19 protein-coding genes are annotated in these 18585 nt (G+C 33.0%); 14 read left to right on the plus strand and 5 right to left on the minus strand.

Translation table 11 applies throughout. From position 1 onward, the window contains the following. Positions 1 to 96: 96 nt before the first annotated feature. The 11 genes from ASM33_RS04115 to dnaG all read left to right on the plus strand — a co-directional run bounded on the left by ASM33_RS04115 (position 97) and on the right by dnaG (position 9542). Positions 97 to 537, plus strand: coding sequence for a hypothetical protein (locus tag ASM33_RS04115; protein ID WP_110410257.1), 441 nt, complete (start codon positions 97 to 99; stop codon positions 535 to 537). A gap of 321 nt (positions 538 to 858) precedes the next feature. Further along, positions 859 to 1359, plus strand: a complete 501-nt coding sequence (locus ASM33_RS04120; protein ID WP_110410256.1) for a hypothetical protein — start codon at positions 859 to 861, stop codon at positions 1357 to 1359. A gap of 33 nt (positions 1360 to 1392) precedes the next feature. Further along, the gene (locus ASM33_RS08820) at positions 1393 to 1518 is read left to right on the plus strand and encodes a hypothetical protein (RefSeq protein ID WP_257790989.1); all 126 of its coding nucleotides are present in this window, start codon (positions 1393 to 1395) and stop codon (positions 1516 to 1518) included. 112 nt (positions 1519 to 1630) lie between these two features. After that, positions 1631 to 2356 (plus strand): F0F1 ATP synthase subunit A, encoded by a 726-nt coding sequence (locus tag ASM33_RS04125; RefSeq protein ID WP_110410255.1) that lies wholly within the window; start codon positions 1631 to 1633, stop codon positions 2354 to 2356. A 60-nt stretch (positions 2357 to 2416) separates the two neighbouring features. Then, positions 2417 to 2641 (plus strand): F0F1 ATP synthase subunit C, encoded by a 225-nt coding sequence (locus ASM33_RS04130; RefSeq protein ID WP_110410254.1) that lies wholly within the window; start codon positions 2417 to 2419, stop codon positions 2639 to 2641. A gap of 1 nt (position 2642) precedes the next feature. Continuing rightward, entirely contained in the window at positions 2643 to 3122 is a 480-nt protein-coding gene (locus ASM33_RS04135) for a F0F1 ATP synthase subunit B family protein (protein ID WP_110410253.1), read from the plus strand. Positions 3123 to 3130: 8 nt separating this feature from the next. Beyond that, complete coding sequence (locus ASM33_RS04140; RefSeq protein ID WP_110410252.1) at positions 3131 to 3607, plus strand: F0F1 ATP synthase subunit B family protein; 477 nt, start codon at positions 3131 to 3133, stop codon at positions 3605 to 3607. A gap of 358 nt (positions 3608 to 3965) precedes the next feature. Then, positions 3966 to 5573 carry a glycosyltransferase family 2 protein gene (locus tag ASM33_RS04145; RefSeq protein WP_112477210.1) on the plus strand — a complete coding sequence of 536 codons (1608 nt, stop codon included), beginning with the start codon at positions 3966 to 3968 and terminating at the stop codon, positions 5571 to 5573. After that, positions 5546 to 6559, plus strand: coding sequence for a COX15/CtaA family protein (locus ASM33_RS04150; RefSeq protein ID WP_110410251.1), 1014 nt, complete (start codon positions 5546 to 5548; stop codon positions 6557 to 6559). Before ASM33_RS04145 ends, ASM33_RS04150 begins: the two co-directional genes overlap by 28 nt. A 140-nt stretch (positions 6560 to 6699) precedes the next feature. Beyond that, positions 6700 to 7665, plus strand: a complete 966-nt coding sequence (locus ASM33_RS04155; protein WP_110410250.1) for a hypothetical protein — start codon at positions 6700 to 6702, stop codon at positions 7663 to 7665. A gap of 116 nt (positions 7666 to 7781) precedes the next feature. After that, a complete protein-coding gene (dnaG, locus tag ASM33_RS04160; RefSeq protein WP_112477212.1) occupies positions 7782 to 9542 on the plus strand; it encodes a DNA primase in 1761 nt (586 codons plus the stop codon). 9 nt (positions 9543 to 9551) lie between these two features. Here dnaG and ASM33_RS08870 read toward each other — a convergent pair whose 3' ends face one another. From ASM33_RS08870 to ASM33_RS08580, 4 genes are all read right to left on the minus strand, one after another. Beyond that, on the minus strand, positions 9552 to 9965 hold the full coding sequence (locus ASM33_RS08870) for a YqaA family protein (protein WP_110410249.1): 414 nt from the start codon (positions 9963 to 9965) through the stop codon (positions 9552 to 9554). A 6-nt stretch (positions 9966 to 9971) separates the two neighbouring features. Beyond that, a complete protein-coding gene (gene cysS / locus ASM33_RS04170; RefSeq protein WP_110410248.1) occupies positions 9972 to 11345 on the minus strand; it encodes a cysteine--tRNA ligase in 1374 nt (457 codons plus the stop codon). Continuing rightward, a complete protein-coding gene (locus tag ASM33_RS04175; RefSeq protein WP_110410247.1) occupies positions 11338 to 11985 on the minus strand; it encodes an exopolysaccharide biosynthesis protein in 648 nt (215 codons plus the stop codon). Before ASM33_RS04175 ends, cysS begins: the two co-directional genes overlap by 8 nt. A gap of 196 nt (positions 11986 to 12181) precedes the next feature. Continuing rightward, entirely contained in the window at positions 12182 to 12289 is a 108-nt protein-coding gene (locus tag ASM33_RS08580; protein ID WP_218937019.1) for a GIY-YIG nuclease family protein, read from the minus strand. Between the two features lie 288 nt (positions 12290 to 12577). Here ASM33_RS08580 and ASM33_RS04180 point away from each other — a divergent pair, with 288 nt between their 5' ends. Beyond that, positions 12578 to 14203, plus strand: a complete 1626-nt coding sequence (locus ASM33_RS04180) for a hypothetical protein (RefSeq protein WP_110410246.1) — start codon at positions 12578 to 12580, stop codon at positions 14201 to 14203. 41 nt (positions 14204 to 14244) lie between these two features. Here ASM33_RS04180 and ASM33_RS04185 read toward each other — a convergent pair whose 3' ends face one another. Continuing rightward, positions 14245 to 16230, minus strand: coding sequence for a hypothetical protein (locus ASM33_RS04185; RefSeq protein WP_112477214.1), 1986 nt, complete (start codon positions 16228 to 16230; stop codon positions 14245 to 14247). A gap of 146 nt (positions 16231 to 16376) precedes the next feature. On the opposite strand from ASM33_RS04185, the gene ASM33_RS04190 reads away from it, so the two are divergent. Together ASM33_RS04190 and ASM33_RS04195 are read left to right on the plus strand one after the other, a co-directional pair. Beyond that, on the plus strand, positions 16377 to 17375 hold the full coding sequence (locus tag ASM33_RS04190; RefSeq protein WP_110410243.1) for a pyruvate dehydrogenase complex E1 component subunit beta: 999 nt from the start codon (positions 16377 to 16379) through the stop codon (positions 17373 to 17375). 146 nt (positions 17376 to 17521) lie between these two features. Beyond that, complete coding sequence (locus ASM33_RS04195) at positions 17522 to 18562, plus strand: hypothetical protein (RefSeq protein ID WP_110410242.1); 1041 nt, start codon at positions 17522 to 17524, stop codon at positions 18560 to 18562. Positions 18563 to 18585 lie beyond the last annotated feature (23 nt).

Below are 18585 nucleotides of genomic sequence, written 5' to 3' on the forward strand. Positions count from 1 at the left end.
CTATTTTTAAGTCTAAATTAAAGTTCATCCATTTTAACAATAACTTAACCAAGTTCAATTAGAAACAGGTAGAAGTCAATTATTTATGGAGCAAAGATGGCACACATTAAATTAAAAAAGCTTACTGGTATTAAGGTAGGGGATAATACAACAACAGCTAGCGCTGATTTTCAAGCTCATGTTAATGGTCTTGCTGCAAGCAAAACAATTGTCTTTGCAGGGAATGATTATAAAGGTACTTTTAAAAGCGGTACTACTAAAGGTACAGGAGACTTAGATTTGTACTTTGAAGGACCAGAAAACCATTTCGAAATTAAAGATGTAAAAATCAACATGAGTAGTACCACTCACACACTCTCAGCAAATAGCAAAGAAGCAACTATTGAATTAATAAAAACTACTGATAATAAGGTAACAGAAAAGGATAGCGGTTGGTTTACAACAGAGCTTACCGGTACGGCTGGCTCACTGAAATTTGGTGAGTGGAACGATTTTGATCTGTCTAATCAGTCCTATGTAGACATAAGTTTCACATAAAACACTGCTTTTTACGGTGTGAGGCTGGAGGGTTTTTATCATATAACCGTTGTCATTCCAGTGTTTGATAGTGTAATCGAGATAAAAAATATTTGCAAATCAGGCAATTAGCAACAGATTTTATGCTAAAAATAATGTCCATTATGAAAAGGCTGGGTCACAGTGTCCATTACTGGGATGATACCAGCCATATCATTTTGCTGGATGTTCGTACAGTTGTGGCACAAGCTATAGGATGACAGTTAAAATTCACCCACTTTAACAATAACTTAACCAAGTTCAATTAGAAACAGGTAGAAGTCAATTATTTATGGAGCAAAGATGGCACACATTAAATTAAAAAAGCTTATTGGTATTCAGGTAAACGGTAAAAAGGCGGTTACAAATGTTAGTAAGGCTTCTGAAGAAATATTATTAAAAGAAGGAATTAATGGCTTAACCGACAAAGATCAGAAAATCGTTTTTGCAGGTCAAGATTATAAGGGAACTTTTAAAGCTACTAAAGATATGGAATCAACAGGAACAGGTCCTACTCTTAAAAAAACAATAGAAGGAGAATTAGAATTATACCTAGAAAGGCCAGAGAACCATTTTACAATTAAAGATGTACAAATCAAAACGAATAGTACCACTCATGCGCTCTCGGCAAATGGTAAAGAAGCAACTATTGAATTAATAAAAACTACTGATAATAAGGTAACAGAAAAGGATAGTGGTTGGTTTACTACAGAGCTTACCGGTACGGCTGGCTCACTGAAATTTGGTGAGTGGAGTGATTATGATCTACCTAATCAGTCCTATGTAGACATAAGTTTCGCATAAGATACTGCTTTTAAGGTGTGAGGCTGGAGGGTTTTGTTTTGTCATTCAAGTAGCGCTCATATTGCCAGCCCAGTGCGTAACACTGGGCTGATAGAGAATGGAACTGGGGCAAAAGGGAAAAAAAGCACTGGAATAGTAGGGAATGCTTTGAATATATAATATTAATATGTTAATGTTACAATTTGAACTGTTGGCAAGCAAATAAAGCATAGACTCTTGACTTTGCTCTATAAAATTAATATTTTATATACTGTTTGTAATTCGAATTAAAATGGCATCAAACCCGCTAGAACAGTTCAAGGTGTATACAATAATAGAATTACCCAGATTATTTGGGTATGACATAAACTTCACCAATTCATCACTTTTTATGATGATTTCGGTAATATTAATGATGCTCTTTTTGCTCTTTGGAATAAGGAAGAGATCGGTAATACCAGGATATTTGCAGGCTGCTGTTGAATATATATATGATTTTGTTATTTCAATAATAGAAAGTAACACTGGTAGCAAAGGCCTAAAGCATATTCCATTGGTATTCACAGTATTTATTTTTGTTTTATCGTGTAATTTGGTAGGCATTCTTCCTTATGGCTTTACTGTCACAAGCCATATAATAGTCACTTTCGCTTTATCGATGGTGGTTTTTGTATATGTAACGATTGTTGGATTTAAAGAAAGAGGAGTGGAGTTTTTACGCATACTGCTGCCAAAGGGTGTACCATTGGTGCTTGCACCACTTATTCTTCCTATTGAGCTGTTTACTTACTTAGCACGACCAATCAGTTTATCCATCAGGTTAGCAGCAAACATGGTTGCCGGCCATACAATTATTAAGGTAATAGCTGGATTTATTGTCAATATGAACGTATTTCTCACACCTGTACCATTTTTGTTTATAATTATGTTAATAGGGTTTGAAATATTCGTTGCAGTTCTCCAAGCTTATATATTCACATCTTTAACATGTGTGTATCTATCTGATACAGTAAAGTGATTGACTTTCTTGCAGGATATTGTATAATTAACACGTTAAGGAATAGTTAAAGGTTAATGTATGGATTTAGTAGCTTTAAAGTTTATAGCGATTGGTTTAAGTGCACTGAGTATGTTAGGAGCTAGTTTAGGTTTATCTAAGATGTTTTCTGCTATGTTAAATGGTATTGCAAGAAACCCTGAGTCAGAAGATAGGATGAAGAAATATATTTATGTTGGTGCAGGTTTCATTGAATCAATTGGGTTATTTGCGCTTGTAATTGCATTGTTGTTAATATTTAGTTAGTATGCCGCAACTTGATATATCAACTTTCTTTTCTCAAGTTTTTTGGTTTTTGATTTTTTTTTCTTCGCTTTTTTTTGTAGTAAGATCTTTATTTCTACCAAAATTAGATGAGATAATAAATGCTAGAAGTAAAGGGATATTGGATTCTTTTAATATTTCCCTTCACCTTTTAAAGCTTACAGAAACCCAGGTTGCTGAATATAATGCGGCTTTAAGTCAAGCTAGGGTAAAGGCAAAAGCGATTATGGATGATGCACTTGCTGAGGTGGAACAAATGAGAGCTGACGTTAAGAATGTACTGGAAGAAGAAAATAAAAAAATGAACAAGCTTGTTGAAGAAAAGGTAGCAAAGTTTAAATGTGAATATATGCAAGAGTTAAAGCAAACAGCTACCAATATTGCTTTAATTTACTACACTAAATTAACCAATTCTAAAATTGAAGAGGAATTAGTTGCTGACTTGGTGTCTAAAGAATTTTAGGGGTTTTTATGTCTACAACAATGATTGTTAATCTCGCTTTCTTAGTGGGTTTTATTCTTTCATATAAGTTACTAAAAAAAGTAATAAAAAATGCCCTTAAAAATAAACGTAATAAGAGCAAACTTTCGAGTGAAGAGACTGAGAAATTCAGAAAAGATATGCTAGAATATTACAAAAAATCTTCTGAGAGATATCAAGAATTAAGTTCAGAAGTTAATAAAATGATAGAGGAAACCCTGGATAAAGCTAATAGTATAATCGAGCACAATAGACGGCAGTTGGATCAGACATTAGATGATAATGCTCACTCTAACTTAAAAAAAGTAACTGACCAATTTGAAAAAACTATTGAGGATTTAAAAGCTAACACAGCTAATATGGCTGCTGATGCTGTAAAAAAAATAATGCACGAACGTAAGGATGATAAACGTACTAGCGAAGTTGTATCTTCACTTTCACGCGACTTAAGTAAAAAACTGCATTAGGTTTAATGCACAACTGTACAAATGTTGCGACTTTGAAGGCAAAAGTACAAACATGGTGTAATTCCAGCGCTTGACATACAACTGTACGAACGTCTAATTTAGCGAGAAAGTAAACTAAAAGCATCAACCTTTGATGTCATCCCAGTGCTTGACACTGGGATCCAGCGAACTTGCTTGCAAGTGAGCATAATGGATAACGGAAAGGATAAAAGTTTTTATACTAAGATATAGTGTTTTAATGGAATTGTACTGCAAGATGGATCTGAGTAGTCCGCTACTTGGATGACAGAAAGAGAATGCTGGAATGACATCAACGGTTATATACACTAAACTAGACGTTCATACAGATGTGGGTTTAATGCAGAAACTGTCTACACTTCAAGCTTGTAATATAAAATTCGATTCCAGTTTATTAAAAGAGCAAGAAAAGCTCTTTTATTATAAATTTCATATCATCCCTTGGCAAAAATTAAATAATACTATCTTCTTTATAGTACAAGATATAAGCCAAGATATTAAGCATTGGATTGAAGCGAACTATTGTATTGATTATGTGCTAATAAAGGCAGATAACGGTAAAGTTTTGAGTTTTCTTAACTCACACTTTGGCATTTCAGAATTTGCAAGTAATTACTTATATTATAAAAACACAAATCTTTCAGTAAAGGGTATTAAACTGGGCTCAATGGTTCATGCTTCTTTTTTTATTGTAGTTTCAGTTTTAACATTGGCAGAAAAATATGCATATTTTGCTCTAATGTTGATATTTATAATTGGATGTTCTAGTTCTTTGTTCAAGTTTATCACTAAAATTTTTAGTTTACGTGGAAACTCTAATAAAAAAATAGATTTTAGCAACTTAAGTGAAGGAGATTTGCCTATATATACTGTTTTATTACCCGCTTTTAAAGAAAGCGCAGTAATTGGGCAATTAATTGAAAACATTGGAAATTTGGATTATCCAAAATCAAAATTAGACGTGAAACTTTTGATAGAAAGTGATGATCAGGAAATGCTTGCAGTTGTAGAAAAATATGTTCTACCACAATATTTCGAAGTAATAAAAATACCTCATTCTTTACCTAAAACAAAAGCTAAGTCGTGCAATTATGCTATGTGTTTTGCCAGAGGGAAGTATGTAGTGATATATGATGCAGATGACAAACCTGATCCGCTGCAGCTAAAAAAAGCGCTTATTGAATTTAATAAGAGTGATGATAAACTTGCATGTGTGCAGGCTAGGCTAAATTATTATAATTATAACTACAATTTTCTCACAAAATGCTTTTCTTTAGAGTATGTGAATTGGTTTCAATATTTACTGCCAGGATTTCAAAAAATGAATATGCCAATACCACTCGGTGGTAGTAGCAACCATTTTTCAGTAGAAATTTTAAAAAAAGTGTTTCTCTGGGACGCTTATAACGTCACTGAAGATGCTGATTTAGGTTTGAGGCTGGCACAAATGGGGTATAAAACTAGGATTATTGATTCAGAAACTTTGGAAGAATCGCCAATTACTGTATTTGCTTGGATTAAGCAAAGAGCACGCTGGATCAAGGGATATATGCAAACTTATGTGGTCCATTTAAAAAATATAAAATCACTTTATAAATACACCGGATTTAAGGGAATTTTGCTGTTAAACCTTTTTGTTGGATCCACATCTTTTATATTTTTTACTACTCCATTTTTGCTGCTTTCATTGATATTAACAAGGGTTTTAAATGAATTATTTTTGTATTATTTTATAGCAGTATACATCATTAATTTGATTTTTTTAATGATATCAGTCAAACAGCAGAAAATGCCTTTTTACTTCTATATAGTATCGATATTTTTTCCGGTCTATGGTCTATTACATAGTATTGCAGCTTTTCTTGCTTTATGGGAATTTATTATTTACCCTGAAAGATGGAATAAAACTCAGCATGGTTTATGGAAGAAAAGCGATCAAAAGCTGTAACTATTTGGCTTTTTATATGTTGCACCATGGTAATCCTTATGGTGGGAATTGGTGGATTTACCAGACTTACAAGAGCTGGATTATCAATTACGGAGTGGAAACCTATCACAGGAACATTACCTCCGCTAAGCGCGGAAGATTGGCTAAAAGAAAAATCAAAATATGAAGCTACGCCTGAATATAAGGCATTTAACTATGGTATGAGCATGGAAGAGTTTCGTGCTATATACTTAATAGAATATATGCATAGATTAATTGCGAGACTAACAGGACTGATTTTCATACTGCCATTTGTATATTTTACATTAAGAAGAAAAATATCTAAAAAAGTAGTAATAAGGCTGCTTGTCGCACTGTTATTTGGCATGCTACAAGCTATTGCTGGTTGGTATATGGTTAAAAGTGGCTTGGTGGCCGAGCCTCATGTGAGTCACTATAGGCTTGCACTTCATCTGTTATTAGCATTAGTGGTTTTTGCACTGTTATCGTATCAATTTTTTGATTATCAGATAAAGCCACAGCAAACAAAACTTAAAATCAGTAGTGGCGCTACATATTATTTAGTAATCATTTTGACCATTGTTGTGATACAGATAATTTTCGGTGCATTTGTTGCGGGATTAAATGCTGGTTTAATTTATAATACTTTTCCACTAATGGATGGAGCTATTATCCCTAGCGATTTATTTTTTTTGCAACCTGCGTGGCTCAATATTTTTGAAAATAGAGCAACAGTGCAGTTTATACATAGAGTATTAGCATTGTTAATATTAGTGCTGACAGTAATACTCACAATAAAAAATATTAGCATAAAACCTTTATATGTTATGTTGCTCGCTGTTGTCATTCAGATAATTTTAGGAGTAGTGACACTATTATTCCACGTGCCAATAGTCACTGCTATATTTCATCAAGTGTTTTCATTTATCTTATTTGCATCAAGCAGTTACTCCTTATGTTACTTGATAAAAAATAAAGCTAAGTAGGGCTATTTGAAGTTTGAATAGATATTAAATCTCTTGCATAGCCATTAACCATGCAAAAAGGCTCAAGTTCATAATTAACTTGAAAATACCATATTCTTTTGTTAGAATAAATACTTATTTAATTAAATGAGGTTATGGCTATGGAACACGGTGGATATCACGCACCTGGAGATTTTACGGAAAACTTTCAAGATAATAATGTTAATTTTAATGCAATAAAGAGCGAATTATATACTGTTATCGGAGATTTTACTGGAAGAAGCAAAACAGAAATAGCACAGAAAATTAAAGAATACTGCCTAGAAAATGGGATTAAATTAAAAACAACAAATCAACAAGGTTCTTCAAGTAATAGAAGCACATACTCTACTAGAAGTAGTAGTACTAGTGGTAATGTAAACATTACTATTAATGAGAATAAAGGATTCAGTTTTTGGGATTATCTTTTATTACAGAGCCTTTTTGGTAGTAAATCACAGCCAATAATTATCAATAATGCTCCTGCTGCTACATATAGCGTACCTCCGCAGGAAAAAAATGATGAATCTAAAAAAAGGAAAGCGTTTATCTTGTTTGCAGCTCTTTGTGTTATTACGCACCTTGCTGTATGTGCCATTTATCACATGTATTTTAAAAAAGAAGCAGAAAAATCTGATAAACCAATTGATTATCTAGTAAATCGTCAGCTTGGTATAGCAATATTTCAATTAGCGTTTGGTCTAGCAAGTCTTATTGGAGGTGGAGCATGCATAAGTCAAAGTGAAATTTTCTTTCCACTTTTGATTAATACCTTTATATGCTTAGGTTCAGCTTGCCTTTTTTATCATGAACGCAATAACACACTTAAAACTGAAGTTGAGCCTTACATGAAATTAGCAAAATTACTTATAGATGATGAACGCCTAGAGAATCAGCGAACAAGGCAGCATACTGATTTTACTCAAAATTTTGGTCATCCAGGTGCTACTCATTATCCACCACCACCTCCTTATCCTCATAATCCAAGTGCTCCAGCTTATGATGGTAGCTATGATACTTATCCAAATCTTTCTACTCAATTTAGTAACCCTAATGTAACAGAATTTGGTGGTCTTGGAAAAAGTTAATCTTACTTTAATACTGGTAGCTATAATATGGTTACCAGCTCTACCTAATTTAATCTGTGATGTACATAATTAGCTGAATTTCATATACTTTTATATCTCCATAATTAACCCAATAAATGGACCATATAGACATCATAAAATCAAAATTGTTATTATCTGATATAGTAGGTAAAAGAGTCAGATTAACAAAAAGAGGTGACAGTTTTGTTGGGTTATGCCCATTTCATCATGAAAAAACTCCTTCTTTTTCGGTGAGTAATGCTAAGGGACTATATTACTGTTTTGGTTGCTCTGCTTATGGTGATGCATTTGAATTTATTTCACAAACTGAAGGGCTAAGTTTCAAAGAAGCGGTAGAAAAATTAGCACCTGTTGCAGGTGTTGAATTACCTAAGGATCTTAGCATTACAAAAGAAAACGATAAACTATTTTCAACGCTGAACTTAGCGACGAATTGGTTTTCACAAAAAAAACAAAGTGTTTTAAATTATTTAAGGCAGCGTAATATTTCACCTGATATCATCAGTAAGTTTAAAATAGGTTATGCACCAAGCTTTGGGTTGAAAGAATATTTAAATTCATTGGGTATTAAAGACAAAACTTTAATTGATATTGGGTTAATAAATAAAAATTTTCGTGATTATTTTTACGATCGGCTGATATTTCCTATATACAGCATTTCAGGGAAAGTGATTGGGTTTGGTGGACGTGCACTCAGCTCCGAGCAACAGCCAAAATATTTAAATAGCCCAGAAAGTCAGCTCTTTAAAAAGAAGGAAAACTTGTATGGATTAAACTTTGCTTTGAGTGAAATACGCAAAAAACAGCATATCTTTATTGTTGAAGGGTATATGGATGTGATAGCGCTACATCAAACAGGAATTAGTAACACTGTTGCGCCGCTTGGCACTGCAATGTCTGCAGAACAGATCAAAAATCTATGGAAATTTGCTAAAGAAATATCCATCTGTATGGATGGTGATAGAGCAGGGTATAATGCTGCTATTAGAGTTGCTGAACTAGTTCTACCGATATTAGAACCTGGATATACATTAAAGTTTGTGACTTTACCAAGGAATAAAGATCCATATGATATTTGTGATGAGCTGGAATATAAGAAAGAAGATGTACTGAGTGCGCTTGATCATTCAACAAAGCTGCACTCTGAATATTTATGGCACCACATAATTAGCACCAATTTGCAGAACTACGACAAACTTTCTCCAGAAAGATATTCAGTGATTGAGCATAAATTTATGGAATATGTGGATGCTATAAGTAATAGTAACATTAGAAGGTATTACAGAGATTTTTTTTACAATAAGGCTTACGAATTAAGAAGAAATTTTAAAACGCAGGCTTTTAGTAGTAAAACTAAAATGACAAAGAGTGAGTACCTTCACAACAAATCTCCAGAACTAATTGAAGCAGAGCAAAATCAGGCTGTAATTTTACGTATAGCCATGGAATTTCCTGAAATCTTGAATCATCCTATATCTTTTGAGCAATTTTCCAATTTTGAATTTACTTATCCGGACATGAAAGCATTAGGGCAGTGTATGGTTGATATAATAAGCAAGGATATTAAGCTGAGTAAAGAGGTTTTATCGCAAGAATTTGAGCAGTCTAATGTTATTAAAAACATAAGGTATATATTCGAAAAAACTAGCGTATTAAACAGCCAATTAAAAGATAGAAAGTCTGCAGAAATTGTGTGGAATAATATAGTGCTGCTAAAAGAATTAAATGCACTACAAAAAGAAAAAGTTGAAGCAAGATTGAATGGTAACTTTGACTTAGAAGAAAGATTAATGGAACAAATAAAACAAATAGAAAATGATATGCAAGAAATGCAAATGCAATTTATTCAAAAGTAGTTGGGGTTTTTAAGCAGTAATGATCAAGTATAACAAATAGTAGAAATTAGATAAGATAATCAAGGGGATAAAAGTATAGATGCTTAATTTAAAATAACCCGATAAGATCTGAATCACACTTCCAAGTGCTGGTACCCATGAAAATAATATAACCGTATAAATAAGCAAATTTCTTATAGTTTTTGATGTTGTATATTCGTTTTCTAATTTGTGGTATGATTTTCGTATCAAGATTGTCATTCTACCTAAATACCAATTAACTATTCCGCCAAGACTAGATCCGAGTACCCCAAAAAGTAACATAAGTAGTGGACTGTAATGCGACCTGAAGCATAGCATAGCTTTAAACACAAAACCTTGACGTATTGGTAAGATTAATGATGCTACTAAGCTATCTGTGAGCAAAAGAAAATAATTTTCCATATCAACTCACCAGGTTGTTGTACCATCTTCATTATCAGAAATTGAAATTCCCATTTTTTTTAATTGGTCTCTTATTTTATCTGCAGTATCATAATTTTTATTCTGTTTTGCAGCTCTCCTTAAGTCTATCAATCTTTCTATTTCTTGAGAACTCGCATCAACGCTAAACCACTCTTGATAAGTTAATTGGAGGAGGCCAATAAACCTAGCACTCCTGATAAAGGTATGAGTGAATCTAAGTTTGTCATCTTCGTTACTTGTTTTATTAATCTTTGCAGCAATTTCATGTAAGATAGCTAGAGCTTCAGGAATGTTTAAGTCGTTTTTTAAAGCATCTATAAAATCTTTAGAAGCTTCTGCATCGCTTGTTTTAACACTTTCCAAATCTATACCGCGTAATAACCGATAAAATTTATTTAAAGTTTCTTGCGCATCATAGATAACGCTTTCAGTCCAATCAAGTGGTTTTCTATAATGAGTTTTGAGTAGTGCATAGCGTATCACTTCACCTTTTATTCCATTATCAAGAAGATCCCTTACTTTTACTATATTAAATAAGGATTTACTCATTTTCTCTTCATTTACTGTAAGAAAGCCATTATGCATCCAATGCTTTGCAAAAGTTGATCCAGCAAATGCAGCTTTGCTCTGCGCAATTTCATTTTCGTGATGAGGGAATTGTAAATCTATACCGCCACCATGGACGTCAAAATCTTTACCAAGGTAAGCATATGCCATTGCTGAACATTCTATGTGCCATCCAGGTCTACCTTCTCCCCATGGACTATCCCAATAACTTGAAAGCTCATAGTCAACATCGCTTGCAGGCTTCCACAATACAAAATCGCCTGGGTGCTTTTTATTTTCATCAACTTCAACTCTGCTACCATGAACCAGCTCATCAATTTTCTTTCCAGATAAAGCGCCATATTCTGGGTAAGACTCTACACTAAAATATACATGTTTATTGGATTCATAAGCATGACCAGATTTAAGCAAATGCTCAATTAATTCTATAATATTATCTATATTTTCTGTTGCTTTTGGCTCATGCGTTGGCTCTAAGCAGTTTATGCTTCTCATGTCGTCATGAAAGGCTTTAGTGTAATATGTAGTGATGCTTTCTATATTACTATTTTTCTCATTTGCTGCATTGATTATCTTATCATCGATATCTGTAATATTGCGCACATAAGTAACTTTGCCATAGCAAAATTTAAGCAGTTGAAATAATACATCATAGACAACAACAGATCTAGCATTACCTATATGCGCTGTATCATATACAGTTGGTCCACAAACATACATTCTTATATGATCTTTATCGATCGGTATAAAAAGCTCCTTTTTTTTTGTTAAAGTGTTATAAAGCCTAACCATATACAAAGCTTTTTAGAAAAGAAAATGCTCCAATTATAAGTTGTGGTCCTTTGATTATTATGACAAGAGTAAGTAACAATCCGCAGAGTGATATTAACACTCCAAGTATAGACAAAACCCCATCTTTACTCATAATACCAAGCGCAATGAGAGTTGTGCCAATTGCAGGAACAAAGTTAGTAAGCGGAAGTGGAAGAGCTATCGATAATGCAGAAAGCAGCATTATAAAAGCTAAAATCTTTTCACCAGGCCCATAAAAAATGAAAGCCATTCTTGGCTTCATAAACTTTTCTATTTTTTTTAATGCAGGAGAGGTTTTCTCTACCACAAGAGCTAATGTTGAACGCTGAAAAGATTTTTTTTCGAGCCAGTGCGGCATCCAAGGAGAATCAAATCCAAATAGAAGCTGCAGCGAAAACAAAATTAAAGGTATCGAAAATATGGTTGTATAACCAGGTGGAACAGGTATAGGTACTGATAAAGGTAAGGAAAATATAATTATTAAAATACCAAAACCTCTCTCATGCAAAGCTGTCTTAATATCAAACAACGTTACTGTATCACTATCAGTATCAGCCACATCTTTTAAAATATCAGAAGCTAGTTTATCACGTTTATTCAACACATCATTTTTTGACACACACAACCTTAAAAAAACTACTTACTCTAACTAACACAATTACTGCTAAATTTCAATATCCATTAAACAAAATTTCTCGATTCCAATATGTATAGCACCACTATGTAATGCACAACTGTACGAACGTTGCAAAACTTTAAGGCAAAAGTGTAAAAAATGGTGTCATTCCAGCGCGTGACGCTGGAATCCAGTTTTCTTACTTAATGATTTCATCATATAAATCTTTCCAATCTTGGTTTTCTTCTTCAATCAAATCAATTTTCCAAATTCGCTTAATTAAATTTGATGTTATACCAGCATCCATTACGCTCACTTGCAGTTATATAAACATAATAGTTTTTCATATGTATTCATATGTAATTAATAAATTAACTGGATTCCAGTGTCACGCACTGGAATGACACCAAAGGTTGATGTTTTTAGTTTACTTTCTCGCTAAATTAGACGTTTGTACAGTTGTGCTATGTCATTGTATGACAACATTATCAATGAAGACAGATTCTTAAATATACTATCGATTTTTTTATATATTATCAAATTATTCATCATTACATGATATCACTTACACTATGTTTATAGTAGGGTATGAGTTATGGAAAGTGTAAAGGGAAATAATAGTGCAGTAGTTAGATTAAAGGCCGGAGCTGAAAAGTTTAATTTTAATAATTTAAGAGCAGGTCGAGATAATGAACTAGCAAATTCTGGTAAAACAATGTTCTTAGATTTTCAAAGGATGGATTTTGTTATTAACGGAAAAGCAATAGATAAAAGTCTTATTATTGCATTTAAGGAAGGAGCGAGGCACCGCAAAAGCGAACTTTTTAACAGTGATGCTATATATAATACTGAGATTGACGATATATCTCATGAAAAAGGAACAAGAGAAATAGATACGGATCAAGGCAAAGCTTTTATTGCTTCAGTACTTGAAGATATTGAAAAAGAACTTGTAAGTGTTGGATTGGATGAAGTGTGGAATGAACATTGCGAAGATCCCAAGGTTGATGGTCATAAAAAAACTGAGTCATATAAGGAAAAATTTAAAGAATTTTACAATGATGGCCACAGTTATATCCATCTATTACCCAAAGAGAAAGATGAAAACAAAGATTACCGTTCATTTGCAAAAGAAGTGTTTAAAAAAATATTTAAACATGTTGGAGCAGAAGTCCCAAGTGATGCTATTTTAAATGAGCTAATCACAAATTGTAATCAAGCAGGGTATGGGGCTGGTCCCTTTATGCAAACTCAACTTGCACTTGGGCAGTCGTTCATAGTAGAAGGTACTAAAAAAGTAATAAACATTGATTGTATTGACAAAGATAATGTGAGCATTAGATCTGATATAGAACTACCGGTATCCTTTTTAGAAAGCAACGGTATGCGTGGCGATAAGATTTGTGATCTCTCTCATTCACTAAAATTTACACTTAAGTGTGGTAAAGGTGGTGTAACATACATAGATGGTGAAATGTCACTTACTGTTCCTGAACAGTTAAAAAATTATAAAGATAATGGCAAAAGCTTGTTTGATATTATTAAAGAATATTTTGAAACATTCTGTACAAAATTAGGATTTAAGTTTGATACAGAAATACAAATAGAGCATGACTTAGGTCCATCATTGAAAGTATTAGATGAGACAATATCAACCACAGGATCGCATGCAAATGAAAAGTTTATCGAGCTTTTAAGCGAAAATCTCAAAGAGGTGTTATTAAGTGAAGATCTCAGAGAGAAGTTATTGGAGTCAGGAGTTGCTCTAGAAGGTGAAGATGTTGATGATATTGTTGAAGTTAGAGTATCTACAGTTATGGATCTATTGAGTGATTATGCTAAATTGGAAGATAATAAAGAAAGCAGAGAGTTATTAATAAATGAAGTAGCGGATAATCTAGGGCTTTCTACTCAAGATAAAACAGAATCAGAAGTATTGAAGGAATTAAGCCCTTTACCTTCTTTGATAAGAGATCAGGTTAATCATAATCAAGTGCAGTCTGTTGCAAGTATTTTTACCAAGTTAATTACTGCTGGGGAAAGGAAAATATATGAAAAAGAAGGTGCGATTAATCCAATTGATGCAATTCATCAGAAGGTAAGTAAGGCAATTGTTGAACAAGAAAAAAAAGTAAACAATAAACAAGCTATAAAAAATGATACATGGGCACATAGGATAGAAGAACAGAACTTATCAAAATCACATGAACATTTACATTAAAGATACTGGTGTACAGGTAGGCTCTTTAAATATTTTAGAGTTTACCTACCATGTTTTTCTCTATTCACATTGTTAGATAATCTTACATCACAGAGAGAAGATGATGGCTGCTCATTATCAATCATTTTTTTTAAAGCTAAGGATGCAATATTGTTAATCAATTGGTTCATAGACAGCTCAATTAAAGTTCTAACTTCTTTAGGATCATACTCATCGTTTAAAATTTGCTGAGCAGCTTTCTGAACTAAAGCACAACCATCTATTTTACTAAGATTTGCAAGCCATGAAAAAAACCTAGAGCTACTTTGCTCTGTAGTAAATGCATGCTCAATTATATCTCTATAAGAATAACAGTCTTGCAAATCTGATTTCAGAGTCATTAGCATTTTCATTATTGCATCTGAAGACGCATGCTGAAGTGCTGTAGGCATTGCAAGTATACCTGGGATATATTCTCTTTTCCAGAATTCAGGATTGAACTTTTCGGCCCCATTTATAAATTGCTTTATAAATGGTATGGCAAATTCTTTTATGCTTAAAGAAACATTATTTTTCATATAGCAATATAACTTCACTGATGTGTTTAGTAAGTGATACTCTTCATATAACAATTGATATAAGCCACAATAGCCACGTAACTTTAACAGTTCAGAAAAAAATTCTCCTATTTCTTCAATGGAGACATGATGACGTATTAATTGCAATATTATATAATCCACACCAAAACTTGCGTTTGGCTTATTAAGGATAATATTTCTAAAATCATTAAATAAAAACTCACGGTATGTGAACGTATCGTTATTGACGATATTAGTGGTATTAGAAGCAATAATTTGAATGAATCTTTTTATCCGTTCCAAAGATAATACTTTTATTCCTATTAGCCTATTTAAGAAATGGTAGAAGATTGGATGAGAGTGATAATATATGGGATAGATGTTTAAACTTCTTACATAACCAGGTAGATTGCCACATACAATTCCGTTTCTTATCTGAGATTTTTTAATAAAGTTATCTATGTCTGTTTGTGAATAAACATTTGCTGGAGAATTAGAAAGTATTGCATTTATCCCTATAATAAAATTTTCTATTTCTTTAGGAGAATCCTTCCTATCGGCACTCAATGTTAAGTCTAAAATATGTGAATCTACTAATTGTAATATTATATTACTCACCTGCTTCAGACTAAAGCGTTTATCTGATTTTAGTAATTTCAAAAAGCTATCTTTATAATGTGCTAATTTTATTAAGCCATCTCGTGGTAAATTAACAAAAAAATCCTTTATTTCCTCTGTTTCCTCATTGCGATCAGAAAAGCTTAAAATTTCAGCAATTATTTCTATGAGCTGTCTGTAGTAATCGCATTTTTTTGTATGGTTCTCTGTACTCAGTACTACATTTAGCAAAATATCGGCTGTAACAAGGTCTTTTATGGTAAATTCACCAATGTCATCTAAAGATGTACAACTTTTTAATTCGCTGATAAGTGTCATTACTCCGCTGGAAAGCTCAACTTCTTTTGCAACTATCTCTAGGTACCTAACAATAGTTGAAATGTTCCGTGGTGCAATGTAAAACCAGTCATGTTCCATCTTTGAAGCTATAGCCTGGGTGATTTTTGCAACTTGCTCGAATGTAATGTTTTTTCTTATATTTCCAGTTTGATCAAACCTTAGAGTAATAAAAATGCTTAACAGTTCATCTACGGCATGTAAAAGGAATGGAATTTTACAACGTAAGTTATCTAATGCATCTTTTATATCAAAAGATCTAAATAAATTATTTACTATGTGAGAAAGGTCTGCATCTATATCTATATCTTTTTTTACTAGGATCTTTGTAAAATTATTTACTTCTCTTTTAAGCAGTGTTTCTTCTATGTATTCCTTAGCTTCTTCATACGTCTCTCCCAAATCAACCTCATTTGAATATAACGATAACAAACCTTTCTGGTATAGATCGATGCTCCTACCTAGGTAAGCCCGTATAACTGCACGTATAAAACTTGATTTAGCAATATTAAGCATATTTCCTCACTTTTACGCTCAAATTAGTTTACCATAAAATTTTATCTATTGCAACTAAAACTCTATTTGCTATGAAGATATACTGCTTTACTTACACCTGATAATTTTGATATATTAGTTAAGTTCAAATCTATAGAAGTTTATAAATGGCAGCCTTAAGTGTAAGAGAAGCTTTATGCATAGCGATTAGAGAGGAAATGCAAAGTAACCATGATGTATTCATCATGGGTGAAGAAGTTGCGGAGTATGATGGTGCATATAAAGTAACTAAAGGGTTACTAAAAGAGTTTGGAGAGGATAGGGTGGTTGACACTCCTATCACCGAGCACGGATTTGCTGGTCTGGCTGTCGGAGCAGCATTTGCTGGATTGAAACCTATAGTAGAGTTTATGACTTTTAACTTTTCTATGCAGGCTATTGATCAAATTGTAAATTCTGCAGCAAAAACAAATTATATGTCAGGTGGACAGCTTGGATGTTCAATAGTATTTCGTGGACCAAATGGTGCTGCAGCAAGGGTTGCTGCGCAACACTCTCAGTGCTTTGCATCCTGGTACTCACATATACCTGGATTAAAAGTAATAGCACCTTATTTTGCTTCCGATTGCAGGGGGTTGCTTAAAGCTGCAATTCGTGATCCGAATCCTGTTATATTTTTAGAAAATGAGATAGCTTATGGGCATGAGCATGAAGTTTCTGATTCAGAATTATCAAACAAAGACTATTTAGTAGAAATAGGCAAAGCCGCTGTTATACGCAAAGGAAAAGATGTAACTATTACTGCTTTTTCACTAAAAGTAATGGATGCTTTAAATGCGGCTGATTTACTTGCTGGTGAAGGTATAGAAGCTGAGGTAGTTGATTTAAGGACATTAAGGCCGATTGATGTTGAAACCATTATCAACTCTGTCAAAAAAACTAATAGATTAGTTAGTATAGAGGAAGGATGGCCATTTGCAGGAATAGGGGCGGAACTTTCAGCTATTGTTATGGAGCAGGGATTTGATTATCTTGACGCTCCAGTTGTACGAGTAACCGGCAAAGATATTCCACTTCCGTATGCTGCAAATCTAGAAAAAAAAGCATTACCACAAGTGGAAGATATAGTTGAAGCTGTACGTAAAGTTTGTTTTAGGAAAAATTAAGCCTTACGCATAGACTCCTGAAAAAGAACATTCCATATATTATCTAAAACTCTAACTTGTTCCAGTGAAGTAACTATATGTTTTTATTAGCATAATATTAATATTATTATGTTACTATATTAGTAATTATTATTAGGGAATTTATTATGGCGCAATATAGGAATAATTTAGATAATCTACATTCTAGGCAAAATTTGGACCAGCAAGATGTTGCTAGATACTACGGAATTTATGAGTTACTTAACATAATGGGTAATAATTTAAGACAAGAAACTAGAGAAATAGTTAAAATTGAATTGAGTAAAATGGAGGAAAAAATATTAAGATCAGCTGAAAATATAGCTAAAGTGGTAGCTCATGACAAAGCTCAGCAAACAAAGGACAGAATATTACAGCAAGTCGATAAGGTAGTAGAGTCAGTTAACGAAAATGCAGGAAATGCAGCTAGAAATGCAGCTGAAAAAGCAGTAAAAAATGTAGCACCAGAAGTTGTAAAGCTGCTAAAGCCAGAAATGAAATTTCAAATAGAAAAAGTAGTAAATGAACAAGTTAAACAGCAAGTTGATAAGGCAGTAGAGTCAGTTAATGCAAGTGCAGAAAAAGCAGCTGAAAAAGCAGTAAAAAATCTAGCACCAGAAGTTATAAAGCTGCTAAAGCCAGAAATGAAATTTCAAATAGACAAAGCAGTAAATGAACAAGTTAAACAGCAAGTCGATAAGGTAGCAGATTCAGTTAACGCAAAGGCGGAAAATGCAGTAAAAAATGTAGTACCAGAAGTTATAAAGCTGCTAAAGCCAGAAATGAAACTGCAAATAGATAAAATAGTAAGTGAACAAGTTAAACAGCAAATTAATAAGGCAGTAGAGTCAGTGAACGAAAATGCGGAAAATGCAGCTAGAAATGCAGCTGAAAAAGCAGTAAAAAATATAGCACCAGAAGTTATAAAGCTGCTGAAGCCAGAAATGAAATTTCAAATAGAAAAAGTAATAAATGAACAAGTTAAAAAGACTATGGATGAAAAATATCAATTTATGAAGGATATCACAGAAAAGTTTGAATATGACATGACAGAAGCAAAAGCTTCTATTTTAAAAGCTAGCGCAGAAAACTTTCGCGAGAGTGCAGAATCACTGAAGGCCATTGCAGAGAGCGAAACATGTACAGTTCAAGACTCAATGTATTTTTAACCATAGGAGGAGTTATTCTGTAA

Source organism: Wolbachia endosymbiont of Folsomia candida, from assembly GCF_001931755.2.
In the GTDB taxonomy this organism is placed as follows: Bacteria; Pseudomonadota; Alphaproteobacteria; order Rickettsiales; family Anaplasmataceae; genus Wolbachia.